The sequence below is a fragment of the Alkalihalobacillus bogoriensis ATCC BAA-922 genome (assembly GCF_000621445.1).
GTDB lineage: Bacteria > Bacillota > Bacilli > Bacillales > Bacillaceae_F > Bacillus_AO > Bacillus_AO bogoriense.
Window position 1 is genome coordinate 1 of sequence record NZ_KK211278.1, and the last position, 18,296, is coordinate 18,296.

Annotated in this window: 25 protein-coding genes; 11 read left to right on the forward strand and 14 right to left on the reverse strand. The window is 36.4% G+C overall.

The window, feature by feature from the left end; genetic code table 11:
• Window positions 1-106: 106 nt before the first annotated feature.
• The 4 genes from T323_RS0118400 to hbs form a co-directional block, all read right to left on the reverse strand.
• Window positions 107-787, reverse strand: a complete 681-nt coding sequence (locus T323_RS0118400) for a hypothetical protein (RefSeq protein ID WP_026674595.1) — start codon at window positions 785-787, stop codon at window positions 107-109.
• Window positions 784-1,665 (reverse strand): ABC transporter ATP-binding protein, encoded by an 882-nt coding sequence (locus T323_RS0118405; RefSeq protein WP_026674596.1) that lies wholly within the window; start codon window positions 1,663-1,665, stop codon window positions 784-786. Before T323_RS0118405 ends, T323_RS0118400 begins: the two co-directional genes overlap by 4 nt.
• On the reverse strand, window positions 1,662-2,030 hold the full coding sequence (locus tag T323_RS0118410) for a GntR family transcriptional regulator (RefSeq protein ID WP_026674597.1): 369 nt from the start codon (window positions 2,028-2,030) through the stop codon (window positions 1,662-1,664). The genes T323_RS0118405 and T323_RS0118410 overlap by 4 nt, the downstream gene beginning before the upstream one ends.
• A gap of 228 nt (window positions 2,031-2,258) precedes the next feature.
• Window positions 2,259-2,531: a non-specific DNA-binding protein Hbs gene (hbs, locus tag T323_RS0118415; RefSeq protein WP_026674598.1), complete on the reverse strand. Its 273-nt coding sequence runs from the start codon at window positions 2,529-2,531 to the stop codon at window positions 2,259-2,261.
• 424 nt (window positions 2,532-2,955) lie between these two features.
• On the opposite strand from hbs, the gene T323_RS0118425 reads away from it, so the two are divergent.
• Window positions 2,956-3,732: a phosphatidylserine decarboxylase gene (locus T323_RS0118425; protein WP_026674600.1), complete on the forward strand. Its 777-nt coding sequence runs from the start codon at window positions 2,956-2,958 to the stop codon at window positions 3,730-3,732.
• Window positions 3,733-3,785: 53 nt separating this feature from the next.
• Here T323_RS0118425 and mnhG read toward each other — a convergent pair whose 3' ends face one another.
• From mnhG to T323_RS0118460, 7 genes are read right to left on the reverse strand one after another with little or no spacing between them, the layout of a single operon-like run.
• Window positions 3,786-4,166, reverse strand: coding sequence for a monovalent cation/H(+) antiporter subunit G (mnhG, locus tag T323_RS0118430; RefSeq protein ID WP_035179288.1), 381 nt, complete (start codon window positions 4,164-4,166; stop codon window positions 3,786-3,788).
• A complete protein-coding gene (locus T323_RS0118435) occupies window positions 4,141-4,428 on the reverse strand; it encodes a Na(+)/H(+) antiporter subunit F1 (RefSeq protein ID WP_026674602.1) in 288 nt (95 codons plus the stop codon). Before T323_RS0118435 ends, mnhG begins: the two co-directional genes overlap by 26 nt.
• Entirely contained in the window at window positions 4,428-4,904 is a 477-nt protein-coding gene (locus tag T323_RS0118440) for a Na+/H+ antiporter subunit E (protein WP_026674603.1), read from the reverse strand. Before T323_RS0118440 ends, T323_RS0118435 begins: the two co-directional genes overlap by 1 nt.
• Window positions 4,905-4,908: 4 nt before the next feature.
• Window positions 4,909-6,390: a Na+/H+ antiporter subunit D gene (locus T323_RS0118445; protein WP_026674604.1), complete on the reverse strand. Its 1,482-nt coding sequence runs from the start codon at window positions 6,388-6,390 to the stop codon at window positions 4,909-4,911.
• Window positions 6,383-6,721, reverse strand: coding sequence for a Na(+)/H(+) antiporter subunit C (locus T323_RS0118450; protein WP_026674605.1), 339 nt, complete (start codon window positions 6,719-6,721; stop codon window positions 6,383-6,385). Before T323_RS0118450 ends, T323_RS0118445 begins: the two co-directional genes overlap by 8 nt.
• Window positions 6,721-7,146, reverse strand: coding sequence for a Na(+)/H(+) antiporter subunit B (locus T323_RS0118455; RefSeq protein WP_026674606.1), 426 nt, complete (start codon window positions 7,144-7,146; stop codon window positions 6,721-6,723). The genes T323_RS0118450 and T323_RS0118455 overlap by 1 nt, the downstream gene beginning before the upstream one ends.
• Window positions 7,143-9,551, reverse strand: a complete 2,409-nt coding sequence (locus T323_RS0118460; protein WP_026674607.1) for a Na+/H+ antiporter subunit A — start codon at window positions 9,549-9,551, stop codon at window positions 7,143-7,145. The genes T323_RS0118455 and T323_RS0118460 overlap by 4 nt, the downstream gene beginning before the upstream one ends.
• Before the next feature lie 385 nt (window positions 9,552-9,936).
• Here T323_RS0118460 and T323_RS0118465 point away from each other — a divergent pair, with 385 nt between their 5' ends.
• Window positions 9,937-10,131: a hypothetical protein gene (locus T323_RS0118465; RefSeq protein WP_026674608.1), complete on the forward strand. Its 195-nt coding sequence runs from the start codon at window positions 9,937-9,939 to the stop codon at window positions 10,129-10,131.
• Window positions 10,132-10,183: 52 nt separating this feature from the next.
• Here T323_RS0118465 and T323_RS0118470 read toward each other — a convergent pair whose 3' ends face one another.
• Entirely contained in the window at window positions 10,184-10,324 is a 141-nt protein-coding gene (locus T323_RS0118470; RefSeq protein WP_026674609.1) for a sporulation histidine kinase inhibitor Sda, read from the reverse strand.
• A gap of 628 nt (window positions 10,325-10,952) precedes the next feature.
• Between T323_RS0118470 and yqeH the strand changes: the two genes are divergently transcribed.
• Genes yqeH through T323_RS0118510 form a run of 8 tightly spaced genes read left to right on the forward strand, consistent with a single transcriptional unit; the run spans window position 10,953 to window position 16,313 of the window.
• Window positions 10,953-12,062, forward strand: a complete 1,110-nt coding sequence (yqeH, locus tag T323_RS0118475) for a ribosome biogenesis GTPase YqeH (protein WP_026674610.1) — start codon at window positions 10,953-10,955, stop codon at window positions 12,060-12,062.
• A gap of 14 nt (window positions 12,063-12,076) precedes the next feature.
• A complete protein-coding gene (gene aroE / locus T323_RS0118480; protein ID WP_026674611.1) occupies window positions 12,077-12,907 on the forward strand; it encodes a shikimate dehydrogenase in 831 nt (276 codons plus the stop codon).
• Window positions 12,901-13,191: a ribosome assembly RNA-binding protein YhbY gene (gene yhbY, locus T323_RS0118485; protein WP_026674612.1), complete on the forward strand. Its 291-nt coding sequence runs from the start codon at window positions 12,901-12,903 to the stop codon at window positions 13,189-13,191. The genes aroE and yhbY overlap by 7 nt, the downstream gene beginning before the upstream one ends.
• 35 nt (window positions 13,192-13,226) lie before the next feature.
• Window positions 13,227-13,814: a nicotinate-nucleotide adenylyltransferase gene (locus T323_RS0118490; RefSeq protein ID WP_026674613.1), complete on the forward strand. Its 588-nt coding sequence runs from the start codon at window positions 13,227-13,229 to the stop codon at window positions 13,812-13,814.
• The gene (yqeK, locus tag T323_RS0118495; protein WP_026674614.1) at window positions 13,792-14,370 is read left to right on the forward strand and encodes a bis(5'-nucleosyl)-tetraphosphatase (symmetrical) YqeK; all 579 of its coding nucleotides are present in this window, start codon (window positions 13,792-13,794) and stop codon (window positions 14,368-14,370) included. Before T323_RS0118490 ends, yqeK begins: the two co-directional genes overlap by 23 nt.
• Window position 14,371: 1 nt before the next feature.
• A complete protein-coding gene (gene rsfS / locus T323_RS0118500; protein WP_026675056.1) occupies window positions 14,372-14,725 on the forward strand; it encodes a ribosome silencing factor in 354 nt (117 codons plus the stop codon).
• Window positions 14,725-15,582 carry a CvfB family protein gene (locus T323_RS0118505; protein ID WP_035179292.1) on the forward strand — a complete coding sequence of 286 codons (858 nt, stop codon included), beginning with the start codon at window positions 14,725-14,727 and terminating at the stop codon, window positions 15,580-15,582. Before rsfS ends, T323_RS0118505 begins: the two co-directional genes overlap by 1 nt.
• Window positions 15,579-16,313: a class I SAM-dependent DNA methyltransferase gene (locus T323_RS0118510; protein ID WP_026674616.1), complete on the forward strand. Its 735-nt coding sequence runs from the start codon at window positions 15,579-15,581 to the stop codon at window positions 16,311-16,313. The genes T323_RS0118505 and T323_RS0118510 overlap by 4 nt, the downstream gene beginning before the upstream one ends.
• Before the next feature lie 81 nt (window positions 16,314-16,394).
• Here the strand turns inward: T323_RS0118510 and comER are convergent, their stop codons facing one another.
• Both comER and T323_RS0118520 read right to left on the reverse strand, forming a co-directional pair.
• Window positions 16,395-17,207 carry a late competence protein ComER gene (gene comER / locus T323_RS0118515; RefSeq protein ID WP_026674617.1) on the reverse strand — a complete coding sequence of 271 codons (813 nt, stop codon included), beginning with the start codon at window positions 17,205-17,207 and terminating at the stop codon, window positions 16,395-16,397.
• A gap of 93 nt (window positions 17,208-17,300) precedes the next feature.
• Window positions 17,301-17,555 carry a DUF2533 family protein gene (locus T323_RS0118520; RefSeq protein WP_051556611.1) on the reverse strand — a complete coding sequence of 85 codons (255 nt, stop codon included), beginning with the start codon at window positions 17,553-17,555 and terminating at the stop codon, window positions 17,301-17,303.
• A 50-nt stretch (window positions 17,556-17,605) separates the two neighbouring features.
• Here T323_RS0118520 and T323_RS0118525 point away from each other — a divergent pair, with 50 nt between their 5' ends.
• On the forward strand, window positions 17,606-18,226 hold the full coding sequence (locus tag T323_RS0118525) for a helix-hairpin-helix domain-containing protein (RefSeq protein ID WP_026674619.1): 621 nt from the start codon (window positions 17,606-17,608) through the stop codon (window positions 18,224-18,226).
• The last annotated feature ends 70 nt before the right edge of the window (window positions 18,227-18,296 follow it).

The following is an 18,296-nucleotide window of genomic DNA, read 5'->3' on the forward strand; positions in this document are numbered from 1 at the left end:
TGGCGAACCATTCAGTAGCCCTTTAGGGCTTGGTCAGTAACAAAGGCTTTCAGCCGCAGAACAAACCACCCGTTCACACGGGTGGTTTTGATTTTAGATAGTAAAGTTAAACGGCAGAACGTTTTAAGGTGACATAACTTAATAGTGCAAAAACGAAACAAATAGGGACAAAGATAAATAAAGGATACGCGCTACTCTCTACCAATCCTTGTATCCATTTAAATAAGGAATGTTGTACATCAGGAATGAGGAAAATGAGTACGCACAATGCGATAACACAGTATACGGCGATTTTCCCGTAACGATAAAGCAAGGAAGCTAAAAAGAAATTAACAAAGCCAAATAAGAGAAAGAGCATCCAGTCAATTATAATATCATTCAATGAATATGCCGGCATCTCTAAAAAATGCGTTAAATATAAAAATTGAATTTGTTCAGCATGGAAGAAATCAACGATAACATTGATTAAAAAGTTAAAAAGCTGATTTATCAAAGCCAAACCTAGCGTAAATAAGACGAGAAAAATAGAATAGTGAATGACATATTGTTTTCTAGTTACCCCTAAATGAATCGTGAATGGGAACATCCCTTTTACTGAAACAAAGCTAGTAATCGCAATAAATATGATGACAGGCATTGTTGTGACCATAATCATATTGGTAGATTCAAACATAAACGAGATAACGAGTGAAAATATCGAAGTAATGGCTAAAATTGACCAAAAAATTAATGTGGATGAACGGGTATCCATAAGTTGAATTCGGTAAAAAGTTAATGGCTGACTCATTTTATTCTCTCCATTCCTTCAGATAATTTTGAAGCATTAATCATAACTTCTTGGATAGGAAGCACTCGTTTTTTTACTGTTGGTGGTAGTGACTGTAATTGACGATGGCGGTCAAGCACAGTAACGGCATAATCCCCCATGAATGTTTTATCATATAGTACCGTAACATTGTGTAATAGCGGGGTGATTTCATCTTTAGAACCTGTTAATGTAAAAACAGATTCGGCAATTGTATCTGTATCTTCATGTAAAACTAATGACCCTTTATCTAAAATGATTACTTCTTGAAATAGATTGCTAACTTCATCAATTAAATGAGTTGAAAAAATAATTGTTCGAGGTTGTTGAGTGTATTCCTCAAGTAAAATATTATAAAAAGTTTGTCTTGCTGCAGCATCCATACCAATATACGGCTCATCAAAAATTGTAATAGGGGCTTTACTGGCTAATCCGACAGTAATCCCAAGCGCAGATCCCATCCCTTTTGATAATTGTGAGATTCGTTTTTGGATAGGTAAGGAAAATTCTTTTAATAAATCTAAAGCGAGTTCATTGTCCCAATTTGGATAAAAGGAAGGCAAGATCGTGAGTAAATCTTTTATTTTTAATGTATCTTTAAAGTTTCCGCTTTCTTTAATAAAACAAATTTGTTTTTGAATGGTGGCATTATCAAAAGGTTGTTCTCCAAGAACTTCTATTGAGCCAGAAGTAGGAAGGAGTTGACCTGTTATCATTCTCATTAACGTTGTTTTTCCTGCACCATTTCTTCCTAGTAATCCGTAAATTTTATTTTCTTCAAGTGAACATGTCATAGGTGTGATAATTTCTTGTTTTTTCATCGATTTCGAAACAGATTTGAGCGTAATTGCCTTTTTCATCTTTCTTCTCTCCCCTTTTCAATCATTTCTAAAATCATATTACGTGAAAGTTGAAGTTTATCGGCTTCATGAAGAAGTGGAACAACAAATTCGGTATAAAATTGATCCCGTCTTTGGTCCATAATTTTTTCACGTGCACCTTCACTGACAAACATGCCAACACCTCGTTTTTTAAATAAAATTCCTTCATCGACAAGAAGGTTAATTCCTTTTGCTGCGGTCGCAGGGTTGATATTGTAGTGCTTTGCAAATTGATTTGTTGACGGTACTTGTTCACCTTCCTGTATCGTTTCGTTTATGATATCGTCTGCAATGCGACTTGCGATTTGCAAGAAGATAGGACGACTGTCATCAAAAGACTGCATATGTTAACCTCCATGGTTCATTACTTATGTAACTAACCATAATACCAATGAAGTTCATTGTCAATTCAATCATTCACAAATGAGAATTTAGTCCTAGAAATGGTGTAAACTGAAGTGAATAATTATTATAGGAATAAAATAAGAGAAGTGGAGTTGAAAGAAAGGAGGGGAGAAAACCTTGTAAAAATGAATAAGAGCAGTAGCGAGAAGCTACTGCTCTAAAACATATTAGTTTACAGAATCTTTTAATTGTTTACCTGGTTTGAAAGCTGGGTTTTTAGTTGCTGGAATTTCAATTTCTTCACCAGTTTGTGGGTTACGACCTTTGCGTGCAGAGCGCTCGCGAACTTCGAAACTACCAAAACCAACTAATTGTACTTTTCCACCATCTTTTAAAGCACCAGTGATGCTTTCAAATACAGCATCAACTGCTTTTGATGCGTCCTTTTTAGAAAGTTCTGCTTGTTCAGCAACGGCATTAATTAAATCTGTCTTGTTCATGAAATTACTCCCTTTCATTGCTTAAATAAATACTTGCATTTCAAATTTAACCGTGAAACCTAGTCGTGTCAATACTTTCGAGAGAAATAAAAGAAAAAAAACCAAAATTTCTCTTTTTTTTGCTAAATTTCTTGACAAAACGGAGATTTGAGTTTGAAAAAACACTCGAAATTCGACTGAATTCGTCATATTTTTTCATAGTTTCACACACTTCTTGACAATTTTCTACATGAAAACAAGCGTAAATTTTATAAAAGTGGTCACCTGTTGTCATTTGGCTTTTTCCATTAAAATCAAGTATAATCATATGATAGTTTTATGAAAACAAGCTATACATATCTTAAAAAACACAGCTGAAAGAAACAAGGGATTCCCATAAAATTACATAAAAAACCACAGGAAAAAGGGAATATGGAGGATTATGATGAAAAAAAAGCTTTATCGTTTATTTGTAGAATTATCAAACAGTCCAGTTCACTCACTTATTTTAAAGAAATTCACCGAATCAAAGCTAAGTAAACCAATAACAAAGTCATTTGTGAAAACTTATAAAATTAATGAAGAGGAAATGGAGTATCCGCTAAAACAATACGAATCATTACAACAATTATTTATCCGCCGTTTAAAAAAGGGGGCTCGACCTATTGATGTCGATTCTAAGGCGGTTGTTAGCCCAGTAGATGGCGTTTTAGCAAAAGTTGGGCAAATTACCTCTGAATGCAGTTTTTTTGTGAAAGGGCAGGACTATAGCCTTGAGGAAATGTTAGGGTCAAAAGAAGATGCTGTCAAATACAAAGATGGTATGTTTTATTTGTTTTACTTAAGTCCAAGCCATTATCATCGTATACATAGTCCTGTTAATGGAGAGATCGAAAAGCAATGGCAGTTAGGTTCAAGGTCGTACCCAGTCAATCAAAGTGGGCTTAAGTACGGAAAACGACCATTGTCGAGAAACTATCGTCTTATTTCTGAAGTAGAAGTAGACTCTTCACATGTTGCTATCGTCAAAGTAGGGGCCTTAAATGTGAACAGTATTCATACTACACATGAAACTAATCAAATTAAAAAAGGAGAGGAAATGGCGTATTTCTCATTTGGTTCCACGGTGATTCTCCTTTTTGAAGAGGGGATGATTGAGTCGGATGTGAAAGAAGTTCCAACAGAAATGACAGTGGGGTCAAGGATTGCAACATTCCAGTAGCGGTTAGAAGCGCTGTATTGTAAAAAATCTCTAAACTAAAAAGCTAAAGGGAATTATCCCTTTAGCTTTTCTACTGTTTCCTGTTCTTTTGGGTGAATGCTTTTTTTATGCTTTAAATCATCTTGGATGCTGATATCAGCTAATGGGACACCGGTTCGATAAGCAGACCGTGACATCATTAAACCGGCAACAGGTGCAGTTAAAAACACGAAGAAAATCGTTAATAATATTTTGGCGATAAATTGTCCTTCAATGACAAGAAAATAAATAAATGTGGATGCCATAATCGATATAACACCTAATGTTGCACTTTTTGTGGCGGCATGTAACCTTCCATATACGTCAGGAAAGCGAATCATCCCGACAGCCCCTAATAAGCTTAATAAACCCCCGATAATGGCGAAAACACTAATGACTATTTCGGTCACGGTCAATGACGACACCCCTTTCTAGAAACTTTGCTAAAGCGATGGAACCAACGAAAGCTAAAATCCCGATGACGAGGATAATCTCTGCATAAGCAGATGTCCGTTGTAAAATCATTAATAAGGCGATAAAGCCAATTAAATTGATACCGAATGTGTCTAAAGCAACAACACGGTCAGGCATCGTCGGACCGATAACGACGCGAATGAAGCGAACGAGCAACGAAATGGACATCATCACTAATACAGTAATCAAAATCGTATCAAGCATTAGTGGCTCACCTCCATAATCGCTTTTTCAAACGTCGTTTGGATTTGTTTAATCATCGCTTCTTTATCAGGGACATGGATAGAGTGAATGTACAAAATTTTATTATCATCTGAAAAATCCATTGTTAATGTCCCTGGAGTTAACGTTATAAGAGAAGCTAGCAACGTGAGCTCCCAGTCAGACGTTAATTTTGTTGGTACGGCAACAATCCCTGGCTTGATGTCCATTTTTGGACTAAGCACAATTTTAATTAAATCGATGTTTGAAAGAATTAACTCTTTACTAAAAAGTAACAGTAACTTTATAAAAGCGTAGAGCCTTCGAAAGTAAAAATCAAAAACAAGAAACCGTCGTAAGACAAGTAAAATCCCTAACCCGATTACGTAGCCTACTAGAAAGTCGACAAATGTATAGCTGTTTTGTAAAAATACCCAAATGACGGCTAAGACGACGTTTAATAAGATTTGAAAAGCCATAGCACTACTCCTTTAGCACAGAATTAATATAAATTGAAGGGTCTAATATTTCATTAGCAACGGCTAATGAATATTGAAAGATAGGTTCTGCGAAAAATCCTAAAATAATTGTTAACGCAACTAAAGGAACAATAGGTAAAATGACTTTGCCAATTTTTTGTTTCGCTTGTTCTGTGGTCATCTTTTGCTCACCCCAGAAAGCATAAATAAAGATTTTCATCATTGAAAATAATGTTAGTAAACCAACAATTAAAGCAACGGTAACGATTATATAACGCCCTTCTTCAAACCCGGCTAAAATCAGAGCGAATTTACTAAAGAATCCACTTAATGGAGGTATACCAGCTAATGAAATAGCGGATATAAAGAACAACCATGCGAGCCATGGATGAGTTTTTAATATCCCACCCATTTCTTTTAAGTTTGTCGTTCCCGTAAGTTTTTGCGTTGCACCAGCAAATAAAAATAATGCAGCTTTTACGATAATGTGGTGAGCAATATAATAAATCGCACCAGCTATTGCTAATGGTGTGAAAATTCCAAGCCCCATTACCATATAACCAACCTGACTAATGATGTGATAAGAAAGGATGCGTTTAAAGTCAAATTGTGAAACAGCTCCTAGTACCCCAAAGAACATCGTCAATCCTGCTAAAGCAAGAATAATATTATGGGTAAAGCCTGGGTCATGGTTGAAAACGAGCGTAAACATTCGGAATATCGCGTAAATCCCTACTTTTGTTAATAGTCCACCGAATAGGGCAGCAATGGCTGCGGGTGGGCCATAATAAGAACGTGGTAACCAAAAATAAAGAGGGAATAACGCTCCTTTCATTGCAAAAACAATTAAGAAAAGAATCGCAATAACATTCAAAACACCTTGTTGCTCAAGTTCGGCTACTTTCACTGCTAAGTCAGCAAAATTCAATGTTCCAGTTGCTGCATATATATAAGCAACACCAACGATAAACAATATCGAAGCAAAAATGTTGATAATGACGTACTTAAGTGATTCACGCAACTGATATTTTGTGCCCCCAATTACAATTAAAATATAGGAAGCAATAAGCATAACTTCGAAAAAGACGAACAAGTTAAACAAGTCACCTGTTAAAAAGGCTCCGTTAACTCCAGCAAGGAGAAAAAAGTAAAACGGATAAAAGTAAAACTTTTCTCTTTCATTTGATATCGTTTGAAAAGCAAAGAAAAGACAAACGACTCCAACGATACTCGATAAAATTAGCATCATCGTCGCAAACATATCGGCTACTAACACAATTCCAAACGGAGGTTGCCAGTTTCCGACTGCTAGCGTTGTAATGCCTTGGTGATAAACAACGACAGCCATATAAATCGAAATTCCAAGTAAAGCAACGGCGGTGAATCCGCTAATTACCCGTTGAATTTGATGTTGCTTTGCAAAGAAAATCAAGATTGTGCCGATTAAAAAAGGTATTAATATTGGTAATATCACTAAATTATTCATCAGCAGTTCCCCTTAATTTATCTAAATCATCTGTTTTATGCTCTTTATATGTTCGATAAGCTAATACAAGCAAGAAAGCTGTAACCCCAAAACTGATAACAATGGCGGTTAAAATTAATGCTTGTGGAAGCGGGTCAGCATAAGCCGCCGCTTCTTCACCAAGGAGGGGAGGAGCTCCTCTCATTAATCCAGCCATTGTGAGTAATAGTAAATGTGCACCATGTGAGAGCAACATAAGACCTAGAACAACTCTGAGCAAACTTTTCGTTAAAATTAAATACGTACCGACCATAAAGAGGATGCCGATAGCTACTGACATTAAGATTTCCATTACGCTTCATCCTCTCCAATCGTTAATATAATTAATAGCGCAATTCCGACAACAACGAGATAAATCCCAAGGTCAAACGGTAGGGCGGTCGTAAGTTCAGTTTCACCTAAAATCGGTAATTGAAAATAATCGAAATATTGAGTAAGGAATGGGTCGCCCATAAACATACTCGTAATTCCGGTAAGTAATGAAATAAGTAATCCCGCAGCTATCATCGTCGTGAAATTAATGGGCAATGCTTTTTTTATTGAACCCATGTCAAACCCTAAATATAGTAGCAATAAGGCGGAGGCGGTCATGAGACCGCCGATAAAACCACCGCCAGGGTTGTTATGGCCTGCAAAAAATAAATAGACGGAGAAGATTAGAATGATAAACGTAACGATTCTCGTAATCGTATGAAGCATGACATTATTCGTCTTCACACATCTTCCCTCCCTGTCATACGTAATTTAATGAGTGTAACGACACCTAGAGCCGCTATCCCTAAAACGAGTACTTCTAATAATGTATCAATGCCACGGAAGTCGACGAGGATGACGTTTACGACATTTTTTCCACCAGCTAATTTATAAGCATTTTCTAAGAAGAAATCAGAGATAGGTTGTAACCCATTTTGATTACTTAATGCAAATGAACTTAATGCTGTTAACGTAACAAGCACACCGACACCAATCGATATAATTAAATTTACACCATTGAATCTAGGCGTAAACTTTTCTTTACGTAACTCTGGTAAATGATAAAACGCAAGTAATAATAAGACAACCATAACCGTTTCTACAAGAAGCTGTGTTAATACTAAATCAGGTGCACTAAACACGGCGAAAAATAAAGCGATTAAAAAGCCGATGACACCGACAACGATAACAGCTGAAATCCGGTGATGAATAAACGGTACAGATAAAGTAGCTGCAATAAAGATCAACACTAATATCCACATAAATGGTGAAATTGGAGCAACATTGACAGTATCAATGGCAAAGGCTTCATAGCGGATAAATGTATAGCCAATCGCTAAAATAAAGAACGTTAGCATATAAGCGAAGTAATCACGCAATAAGCCAGTCATTTGCATTTGCGTTACTTTTGTTGAGCCTTTAATGAGGCCGACTAAGCCGTTGTCATACACATAATTTAATGGATCGCGTTCTCTTAAATAAATCGACAATTGCATCCATTTCTTGGCGGTTAAATAAATCATTGTACCAAAAGCAATAACCCCTAACGTCATTAGCAATTCGGTATTTATACCATGCCAGTGATAAATATCTAAATAGAATCGTTGATCAGGTAAAATAGCGGATATTGCTGGTTCAATAATGGAATGAGTTAATAAATTAGGGAAGAACCCAATTAAAATAACGAGGGACCCTAATATAATTGGACTAATTAACATTCCGATTGGAGCTTCATGAACATGTTTTACATCGAAATTTTCCGGTTTGAATTTTCCGAAGAACGTCTTGAAAAACATGATTAAACAGTAAGCGAATGTAAACACACTAGCAACCCAACCGACAATAGGGAAGATGAATCCCCATGTTTGCATATTGAAAATATCTAGTTGTGTAGCATTGACAAGCCCCGTAAAGAACATTTCTTTACTTAAGAAACCATTAAATGGTGGTAAACCTGCCATAGCGGCTAACCCTACCAATGAAATTGTAAATGTGATTGGCATAATCGCCATCAAACCACCAAGTTTTCGAATATCTCGTGTTCCTGTTTCATGGTCGATAATTCCGACAGTCATGAAGAGACTTCCTTTAAAGGTGGCATGGTTTATAAGATGGAAAATTGCCGCTAATGTTGCGGTAGTAAATAATATCGTTTCAGTACCTTCAAATCCGACATAAAGAGAAGCAGACCCAAGACCGAGTAAACACATAATTAACCCAAGTTGACTTATCGTAGAAAAAGCCAAAATTGACTTTAAGTCTTTTTGTCGGACCGCGGAGACAGAACCCCACAATAACGTGAATAAACCTACTGCAGATATAATCCAAAACCATTCAGCTACTCCACCGAAAACAGGCGTTAATCTTGCCACTAAGTAAATCCCTGCTTTTACCATCGTAGCGGAGTGTAAATACGCACTAACAGGTGTTGGAGCTTCCATGGCATCTGGTAACCAAATATGAAATGGAAATTGAGCAGATTTCGTAAATGCTCCCAATAATACAAGTAACATTGCCGGGATGAATAGTGGGTTTTGAGCAATAACATCTGCTTGCTCAATAATGCCTCTGATGCTAAACGTGTTTGTCATAACGTAAAGCAAAGAGAAGCCCCCTAACATACCGAACCCACCGAACACAGTAATTAACATGGATTTTTGGGCACCGTATGTTGATTTCTCCCTATGGAACCAGTAACTGATTAATAATGACGATGCTAAACTTGTAAGTTCCCAAAACACATAAAGAACAATGAGGTTATCGGAAATAACAACCCCTAGCATAGCTCCCATAAACATAAGTAAATAAACGTAAAAATTATTTAAGGACTCGGTTTTATTTGATAAATAGTAAATGGAATAAAGGACGACTAAGGCACCAATTCCTGTTATTAATAATGCAAATAATAAGCTTAGTCCATCAAGATAAACAGTAAAATTAATCCCGAGAGAAGGAACCCATGCAATGGTTTCCATCACAACTAATCCACTTGATGTGGTTGGTAAATACTGTAGGAAAAGAATAAACAAAGTGATAGGTAATAGTAGGACAAACCAACCAGTATGTATCTTTCTTACGTATTTATACAAGAATGGGATTAGGATGGCTAGTAAGAATGGTGATAATGTTGCCCAGTGTAATGCTGTCAAAGTTTATGACCTCCTTTTAATGATTAACTTTTTCTTTTACATGAAATAAAACTTGGCTAACCAAGTTTTTATTTTGGTTTTGTATGGGACGAATTAGACCGGAAAGGGAGAGGTGTTTTAGGCACATTAAAAATTATATACTAAATTTTCACTACATGCACACTAGAAACCTTGACACAATCACGATTTGTTTACCCCATTATAAATATGAAGAAACGAGTAATTCCGCAAAAAAAAATTTTTTTTTGAAAACGATCTCAAATTTAAGGAGACAACTCATATTATTTATCCTCATGAAAAAAATATGCTTGTTTTTGAAATTCGACGTATATTTTTCCAAACGGTTTCTCATTCTAATAGTAGAAACGACTTGGAGTGAGTAATCATGAATGTACGAAAAGGGATTATAGCTTTCTTAATTTTTCTAGTGATGTTCATAGCGGCTTGGCGTGCTGATGCCGTCAACAACCGTTATGTTCAGCACCCAGAAAGAGAAGACATTGGCATCCTAGAAGTTGCACCACAACAATTAGTGCCACTTGAACGATTTAATTCGCGTGAATATATCCGACACCGTTAGGATTCCGATAAAAAAAACCACTGCCGATGCAGTGGTTTTTTTAATTTCTTTATTATGAAGAAAGTTTAATTTTATCAGTTAAGGAGCGACGGTCAATTTCTAATTTGACTAAATAAACAAAATCTTCACTAAGCTGTAGCTCGATTGCTTTATAATAAGTTTCGATAAGCAAGTCATCAGATAATTTTTTCATCTTGTCTCTGCCTAGTTACGGCAGTTCACCTCCCTAATATTCTTTATCAAGGTATATCTAATTTCCTAGTGAAAAAAGGTTATTGTGTTGGATTTACATTTCTCTTTTTATTGGGTAGAATGCTTGTCTCTTTTTGTTACATTCATCCTACCATGAATTGTAAAAAGGAACAACCGTTCGTTTTATCCACATTTGGTAGTGGATAACCTGTGGGTTACTTGTTTATAAAGAAAAAAACGATTGATTTTACTAGATGTTGAGACGTGTATAACGTTATCCACAACTGTAGATATGAAGGATCTTTTGTCGAAAAGTTTTTGAATTTTTTTTTGTTTTAAGCATAAACTTATAAATTGCAAATAAATGGAGTGGTTTTTTGTCGAAGGGTGACTTTTGCATAAGGATTGAAAAATATGAGATTTAAGGGTATACTTACCGTTTGAATTACTTATGTTATCTTTTGTGTAAGTGCATGTACTAGCAATCAAGGATGAAGACAGTAACGATATTACATACTATGAAGAAGAACAACATAACAAGTTAGATGGAAGATATCTTCTATTATGTACGTAAACATAGGCTAAATCGTTTCATGATAAATAGAAAAAGAAAGGGTTGAGTGATGAATATGCTCGAACGAGAGACTATTTGTGCAGGTTGTGGGGTAAAAGTCCAATCCGAACATAAAGATAAATTAGGATATACTCCAGCATCGGCACTACAAAAAGATATAGTCATATGTCAACGGTGCTTTCGGTTAAGACATTATAATGAAGTTCAAGATGTTTCTTTAACAGATGATGATTTTCTCAAAATTTTAACGAGCCTTGGCCATACAAATGCGCTAATCGTTAAAATCATTGATATTTTTGATGTGAATGGAAGTTGGTTGCCTGGATTACACAGATTTGTCGGAAATAATGATGTTTTATTATTAGGAAATAAAACGGATTTATTGCCAAAGTCGTTAAATGTAAACAGGTTAACAAACTGGTTAAAAAAGTCTGCGAAAGAACATGGATTAAAACCAATCGATGTTCACCTTTTAAGTGCGTCGAAAGGGCAAGGAATTATTGAAGCGGCAAATCGAATTGATGAGCTTAGAAAAGGGAAAGACGTTTATATTGTGGGGGCAACGAACGTAGGAAAGTCTACCTTTATAAATAAATTAATTGAAGCTTTTGGTGGAGAAGATGAATTAAAAATAACGACGTCCCATTTTCCAGGGACGACATTAGATATGATTGACATTCCATTAGATGATGGGAAATTTCTTTATGATACCCCAGGAATTATAAATCATCATCAAATTGCTCATTATATTGATAAAAAAGAACTAAAGGTCATTACACCGAAAAAGGAAATCAAACCGAGAGTATTCCAATTAAATGAAGAACAAAGCTTATTTTTTGGTGGGTTAGCTCGATTTGACTTTAAAACAGGTGGTCACGGGTCATTTGTCTGTTATTTCTCAAATGAGTTAATGATTCATCGGACAAAATTAGAAAAAGCAGACGAGTTATATAAAAATCACCTCGGTGAATTGCTAACTCCTCCTGGCGAAGATACAAAAGAGACATTACCCGAATTCGTTCGACATGACTTTACTATTAAGGAAGAAAAATGTGATATCGTCTTTTCCGGTTTAGGGTGGGTTGCTGTTCACCAACCGCATGTTACTGTTAGTGCCTACGTACCTAAAGGTGTGGGAGTGTCCATTCGGAGTTCGTTAGTATAGGGGGAGGAGAAAAGATGGGGAAACTATTTGGCCTTTTAGGAAATCCTGTTGGGCATTCATTATCGCCGGCGATGCATAATGAAATGTTTACTTTTTTACAGTTGCCACATTATTATCACGCTTTTAATGTGGAAGAAACTCAATTAGAAAAAGCTGTTGCTGGTATTAAAGCATTAGGCATTGCTGGTTTTAATGTTACGATCCCACACAAAGTGGCCATTATGAAATACTTGGATGAAATAGATGATGAGGCTAAGAAAATTGGTGCCGTTAATACAGTTGTAGTAGAAGATGGGAAATTGATTGGCTATAACACAGATGGAAGAGGATATTTAGAATCCCTACTTGACGTGACGGGTCTGACGCTACAACAAAAGTCTGTTCTTGTTATTGGAGCAGGAGGAGCGGCTAGAGCGATCGTTACAGTCCTAGTTTCTCACGGTGTAGGTGATGTGACCATTTGTAATCGGACAAAAGAAAAAGCAAATACCCTTGCTAGTGAGACAATGACAAAGTCAATTAGTATACAAGACGCAGAACAACAGTTAGCTACTTTTGACTTAATTATTAATACCACTTCGGTTGGGATGAGTCCCAAGATAAATGAGATGCCTTTAAGCTTGGAAAAAATGAAAGAAGGCACAGTTGTAAGTGATTTGATTTATAACCCGCTTGAAACAAAACTCCTTAAAGAAGCGAAAAAGAAAAATGCTTTAATTGTTGAAGGAGTCGGGATGTTTGTTGGACAAGGCGCACTTGCGTTTGAAAAGTGGACAGGCATTCAACCTGACCGTAATAAAATGAAAGAGCGTGTATTAAAGGAACTTGGAGGTTCATTATGTTAACTGGAAAACAAAAACGATTTTTGCGAGCGAAGGCTCATCATTTACAACCGATTTTTCAAGTTGGAAAAGGTGGAGTAAATGAAAACATGATTAAACAAATTGAGGAAGCGTTAGAAGCAAGAGAATTATTAAAGATAAGTGTGCTACAAAATTGTGATGAAGATAAAGATGAAGTAGCAGAAATGTTAAAGGTTGGAGCAAAAGCTGAGCTCGTTCAAGTGATTGGGAATACGATCGTATTATATAAAGAATCAAGAGAAAATAAAGCGATTGAATTACCTTAAACTCTATAAATTAAGACGAGGGGACCTTGTTTGGAATGAAGAAAATTGGTATTTTAGGGGGGACTTTTGATCCTCCGCATTTAGGTCACTTATTAATTGCAGAAGAAGTAAGGTCACAACTGACATTGGATGAGATATGGTTTATGCCGTCTTATATTCCCCCTCACAAAAATCGTCATGATCTTTCTTCGTCTGTTGAAAGAAAAACAATGGTAGAATTAGCGATTAAAGATAATGGATATTTTTCACTCTCAACATTAGAAATTGAAAGAAAAGGGCGCTCATATACGATTGACACAATGAAGCAATTAAAAGCACAGTATGCTGATGTTGCATTTTATTTTATTATCGGTGGGGATATGATTGGACAGCTTCATACATGGGTGGAGATTGAGTACTTATTAGGGTTAGTCACCTTCGTTGGACTAAAACGCCCACAATTTGATCACAATACGCCATATAAAAATCAAATCATTGAGGTGGATGTACCACAAGTTGATATTTCCTCCTCGTTAATACGACAACGAGTTAGTCGTGGGGAAAGTATTCGCTATTTAGTACCTGATCCGGTTGGTACGTTTATTCGAGAGAGGGGATTATATGGAGAGGGAAGAAGCACTTGAAATTGTAAAAGCTCATCTAACCGAACATAGGTATACTCATACGGTCGGTGTCATGGAAACCGCAATTTTACTTGCAAAAAAATATGGACAAAATAAAGAAAAAGCAGAATTAGCAGCGATTTTTCATGATTATGCTAAATTTCGTCCTAAAGATGAAATGAAGGCTATTCTCCTGCAACAGCAAATAGCGGTGGATATGCTTGATTATGGAGATGAATTGTTACATGCCCCTTGTGGTGCTTATCTTGTAAAACAAGAAGTTGGTATCGATGATGAAGAAGTATTGCAAGCCATTGAATCTCATACGACAGGTCGTCCAAATATGACGATGTTAGAGAAAATCATATTTATTTCTGATTATATCGAACCAAATCGGATTTTTCCAGGGGTGGAAGAAGTTCGACAAGTCACATTTCAAGATATAGATGAAGGAATCCTTATGTCGATAAAAAATACAGTGACTTTTCTCATGAAGAAGAACCAACTCGTTTATCCTGGAACACTAGCGACGTATAACGAAATGGTACAAAGCAGGCAAAATAAAAGGAGGGTATAAAATGACAGAAAATAATGTGTTAGAATTAGCAGTAAAAGCGTGTGACGACAAAAAGGCAGAAAATATTGTGGCGATGGATATGAAAGGGATTTCTTTAATGGCAGAATACTTTGTCATTTGTCATGGAAATTCGGAAAAGCAAGTACAAGCTATTGCTTACGAGGTGAAAAAAGCCGCACAAGAGCATGGGATGGATTTAAAAAGGCTAGAAGGATATGACCAAGCAAGATGGGTCTTAATCGATTTAGGAGATGTTATTGTCCACGTATTCCATAAAGATGAAAGGTTATTTTACAACCTTGAAAAACTGTGGGGAGATGCGCCTGTTGTACAATTAGAAGGTGTGTTGCGATAATGCTAACACCAGGTCAAATGGAAACGTTAAAAGTAGCGCGAAAAGCTAAGTTTGGATATTTCTTAACCGATGGCCAAGTTGACGTGTTGCTTCATGAAAGAGAAGCAACGAAAGTGTTAGAAGAAGAAGAAGAAGTAACCGTCTATTTATACCATGACCATCAAAATCGAATCGCTGCAACGATGACAAGACCACACGTTATTCTTGGTGAAATTGCTTGGTTAGAAGTTGTTACAGTCAAACCTCGTGATGGATTATTTTTAAATAATGGCATATCAAGGGATTTATTTGTTTCCATGGACGAGCTTCCAACCGACCGGAATTTATGGCCACAAGAAGGTGACAGCCTTCCAGTGACCCCAACGTTTGATAAAAAAGGACGAGTAATGGGAAAGCTCGTTAGTGGACAACCGATTGAAAAAGAAGCAAAAAAAGCTGATAAAATAATTATGAACACAGAAGTTTCAGGGATTGTGTACCACTTTGGAAGTGAAGGTGTGTTTTTGTTAACGGACGAAAAGTATTTAGCGTTTTTACATGAAAGTGAAATGAAAGATCACCCAAGATTAGGAGAACGATTGGAAGTGCGTGTCACGTTTGTTAGGGAAGACGGGCGCATTAACGTTTCGATGCATGCTTCTAAAATGGAAAGTCAAGTAGAAGATTCAGAAAAGGTATATCGGCATTTAGTGAATCGGGGTGGATCAATGCCTTATGGGGACAAAACTCCTGCTGACGAGGTGAAATCCCGATTTAACATAAGTAAAGCGGCTTTTAAACGGGCATTAGGGAAACTGATGAAAGAAGATAAAGTTTATCAAAAAGACGGTTGGACGTATGCGAAGGAGAAAGAATGAGTTATCAACGGTTTGCTTATGTTTATGACGTGCTTATGGAAGATGCGCCATATGACGAATGGTTACAATTTACGAAAGAAAAATTAGCATCTTATCAAGTACCGCATATATTAGATGTTGGTTGTGGAACAGGACAATTTATTCTTAAATTAAAAAATGCTGGATATGATGTGTCTGGGGTTGACCTTTCTGCGAATATGTTAGCCATCGCAAATGAGAAAATCATGGAGCAAGGCCATTCTGTTCGACTATTTGAACAAGATATGAGATATCTCGAAAATATTGGGACATTTGATGCGGTAACGGTATTTTGTGATTCTTTAAATTATTTACAAACTGAAGAAGATGTCAAAAAGAGCTTGTTTAATTTTTATTCAATCCTTCGATCAGGGGGACAGTTACTTTTTGATATTCACTCCATCTACAAGATGGAGTCAATTTTTAAAGACCAAACGTTCACCTATGACAGTGAAGAAGTAGCATATATTTGGCAAAGTTTTGAAGGGGAACATCCTTTTTCGGTTGAACATGAATTAACTTTTTTTGTGAGAGAAGAAAATGAATTGTATCGTAAATTTCAAGAATGGCATGAGCAACGGACTTTTCCAATAGAGGATTATGAAAGATGGCTTAAAGAAGCTGGTTTTACAAACATAACCATTGAAGCGGATTTCTCGAAGAAAGTTACAGAAACAAGTGAACGAATTTTTTTTACTGCCCAAAAAAAATAAACAAGCAGGAGATTTTGTTTTCGTCACGAAATTAATGGGTGTCACATCGTCATATGACTAGTGTGACACCCTTATTTTCAATTAATGAAATTGCTTTTGAATAATTTCTTTATCTTCTTTGTATTTTGCATGAGTTTGACGGAAAAGTTGATCAAACATATCCCCGATTTCAGTTTCTAACACTTTGATACCTTCTCCCGTAATTCCGCCTGGGACACACACTCGTTTTTGAAGAGCGGGTAATGTAAAAATTTCTTTTTCTAACAATTTTCCTAATCCAATTAGCATGTCGGTCGCTAAAATAGTTGCTTCTTCTTCCGAGATTTCCGTTTCACGTACGGCACCATCAATAAACCGTTGAGTTAAATAGCTAAAAAACGCCGGTCCACAACTGACAATATCAGAAGCAACGCGTGTAATGTTTTCTTCTATCACTAGTGGAGTCGAGATAGCTCCCATTAAGTGATTAAGCATCTGCTTATCTTCAGCTGTACATCGGGTCCCGAAGCTAAGTAATGATGGACCAGAGTGAGCGCGGTTTAAAATACTTGGAATGGCTCGTGCTACTTTGCAATTGACGATTTGCTCTAACTGTTCAACGGAAAACGGACTTGTAATCGATACAAGCAATTGACTTTCTAGGAACTCGATCGGTTGCAGTACTTCATGAAATTGCAATGGTTTTACGCAAAGAAATACAACATCACACTCATAGACAACGGCCTGAGCGTTGTCTTCTACACGAATACCAGGATGTCGGGCAGCAAGTTGTTTTGCCTTTTCGACTGAACGGTTGGTAATGTGTAGTTGTGTTGGGGCCATAGCGTTAGATTCTATAAATGAATCGACCAAAATTGTTCCCATGCTTCCTGTTCCAATAATTCCGATCTTCATTATGCATCCCCTCCTCCTTAAATCGTGCAAAACGCCTAAAAAACACGTTTACCCTCATTTGTATGTGAGTTAGGAGGAGAATATGATAGGAGTTTACGAACGTTTGATATATTCTAACACCATTTCGCGTGTTACTTGTTTACGCATCGGAAAATGAAATTGTGATGCAATTTCATTCATTTTATTTGTAATGGCATTAATGTTAGCTGTAGAAAATTCTTTTTGTTGTTTTGCTAAAGTTAAAGCTTCTTCGATAGCGGCCTCTCTTAGTTCGTCTAATTGTTTAAATTGTAGTTGGCCATCAATATGTTTGCTTATTTGGTTTGCAATTTGTAAATGTACACTCATGTTCTCCATTCCTTTCCGTAGAGCTATCTTTAAATAATGAGGTGTTTTGTATGGATTTGTCAAGACGGGAGCAAGTATTTGTCGGTGTAATTTTTATTTTAATTGTGATTAGTGCAGGTGCCTTTTATCATTTTGTCACAAGGGAACCAGTAAATGACAGGGAAGAGTGGTTATTTGACATGGAATCAATTGAAAAAGAGGATGAAGGTAAAGGCGACGAAATTAAACAACAAGAGGAGCGATTTGTCGTAGATGTGAAAGGTGCAGTGAAAAAGCCTGGTATTTATGAAGTGAATAAAGAAAGTAGGGTGTATCATCTCATTGACTTAGCAGGAGGCTTAAGTGAGTCTGCTGATGAAACGAAAATTAATTTAGCAATGAAAATTCAAGATGAAATGGTGATTTATGTCCCGGTAGTTGGTGAAGAAATCAGTTTACCTCAAGCGATGGTTGCAGCAGGAGGCCAGCAAAGCGGAAGTGGAAAAATTAATATTAATAATGCAACAGCAGAAGAGCTTCAAACGCTATCCGGAATAGGACCAAGTAAAGCGGCAGCAATTATTTCATATCGAGAAGAACATGGACCGTTTCAAACCCCTGAAGATGTATTAAAAGTTTCAGGCATTGGTCCAAAATCGTTAGAAAAACTTCGGGAAGAGATTGAGTTTTAATATAAGTTTTTAGAAAAGATTGAATTATGTTGAAATTAGAGATATAATTTCGTAAAAATTACCAAACCAA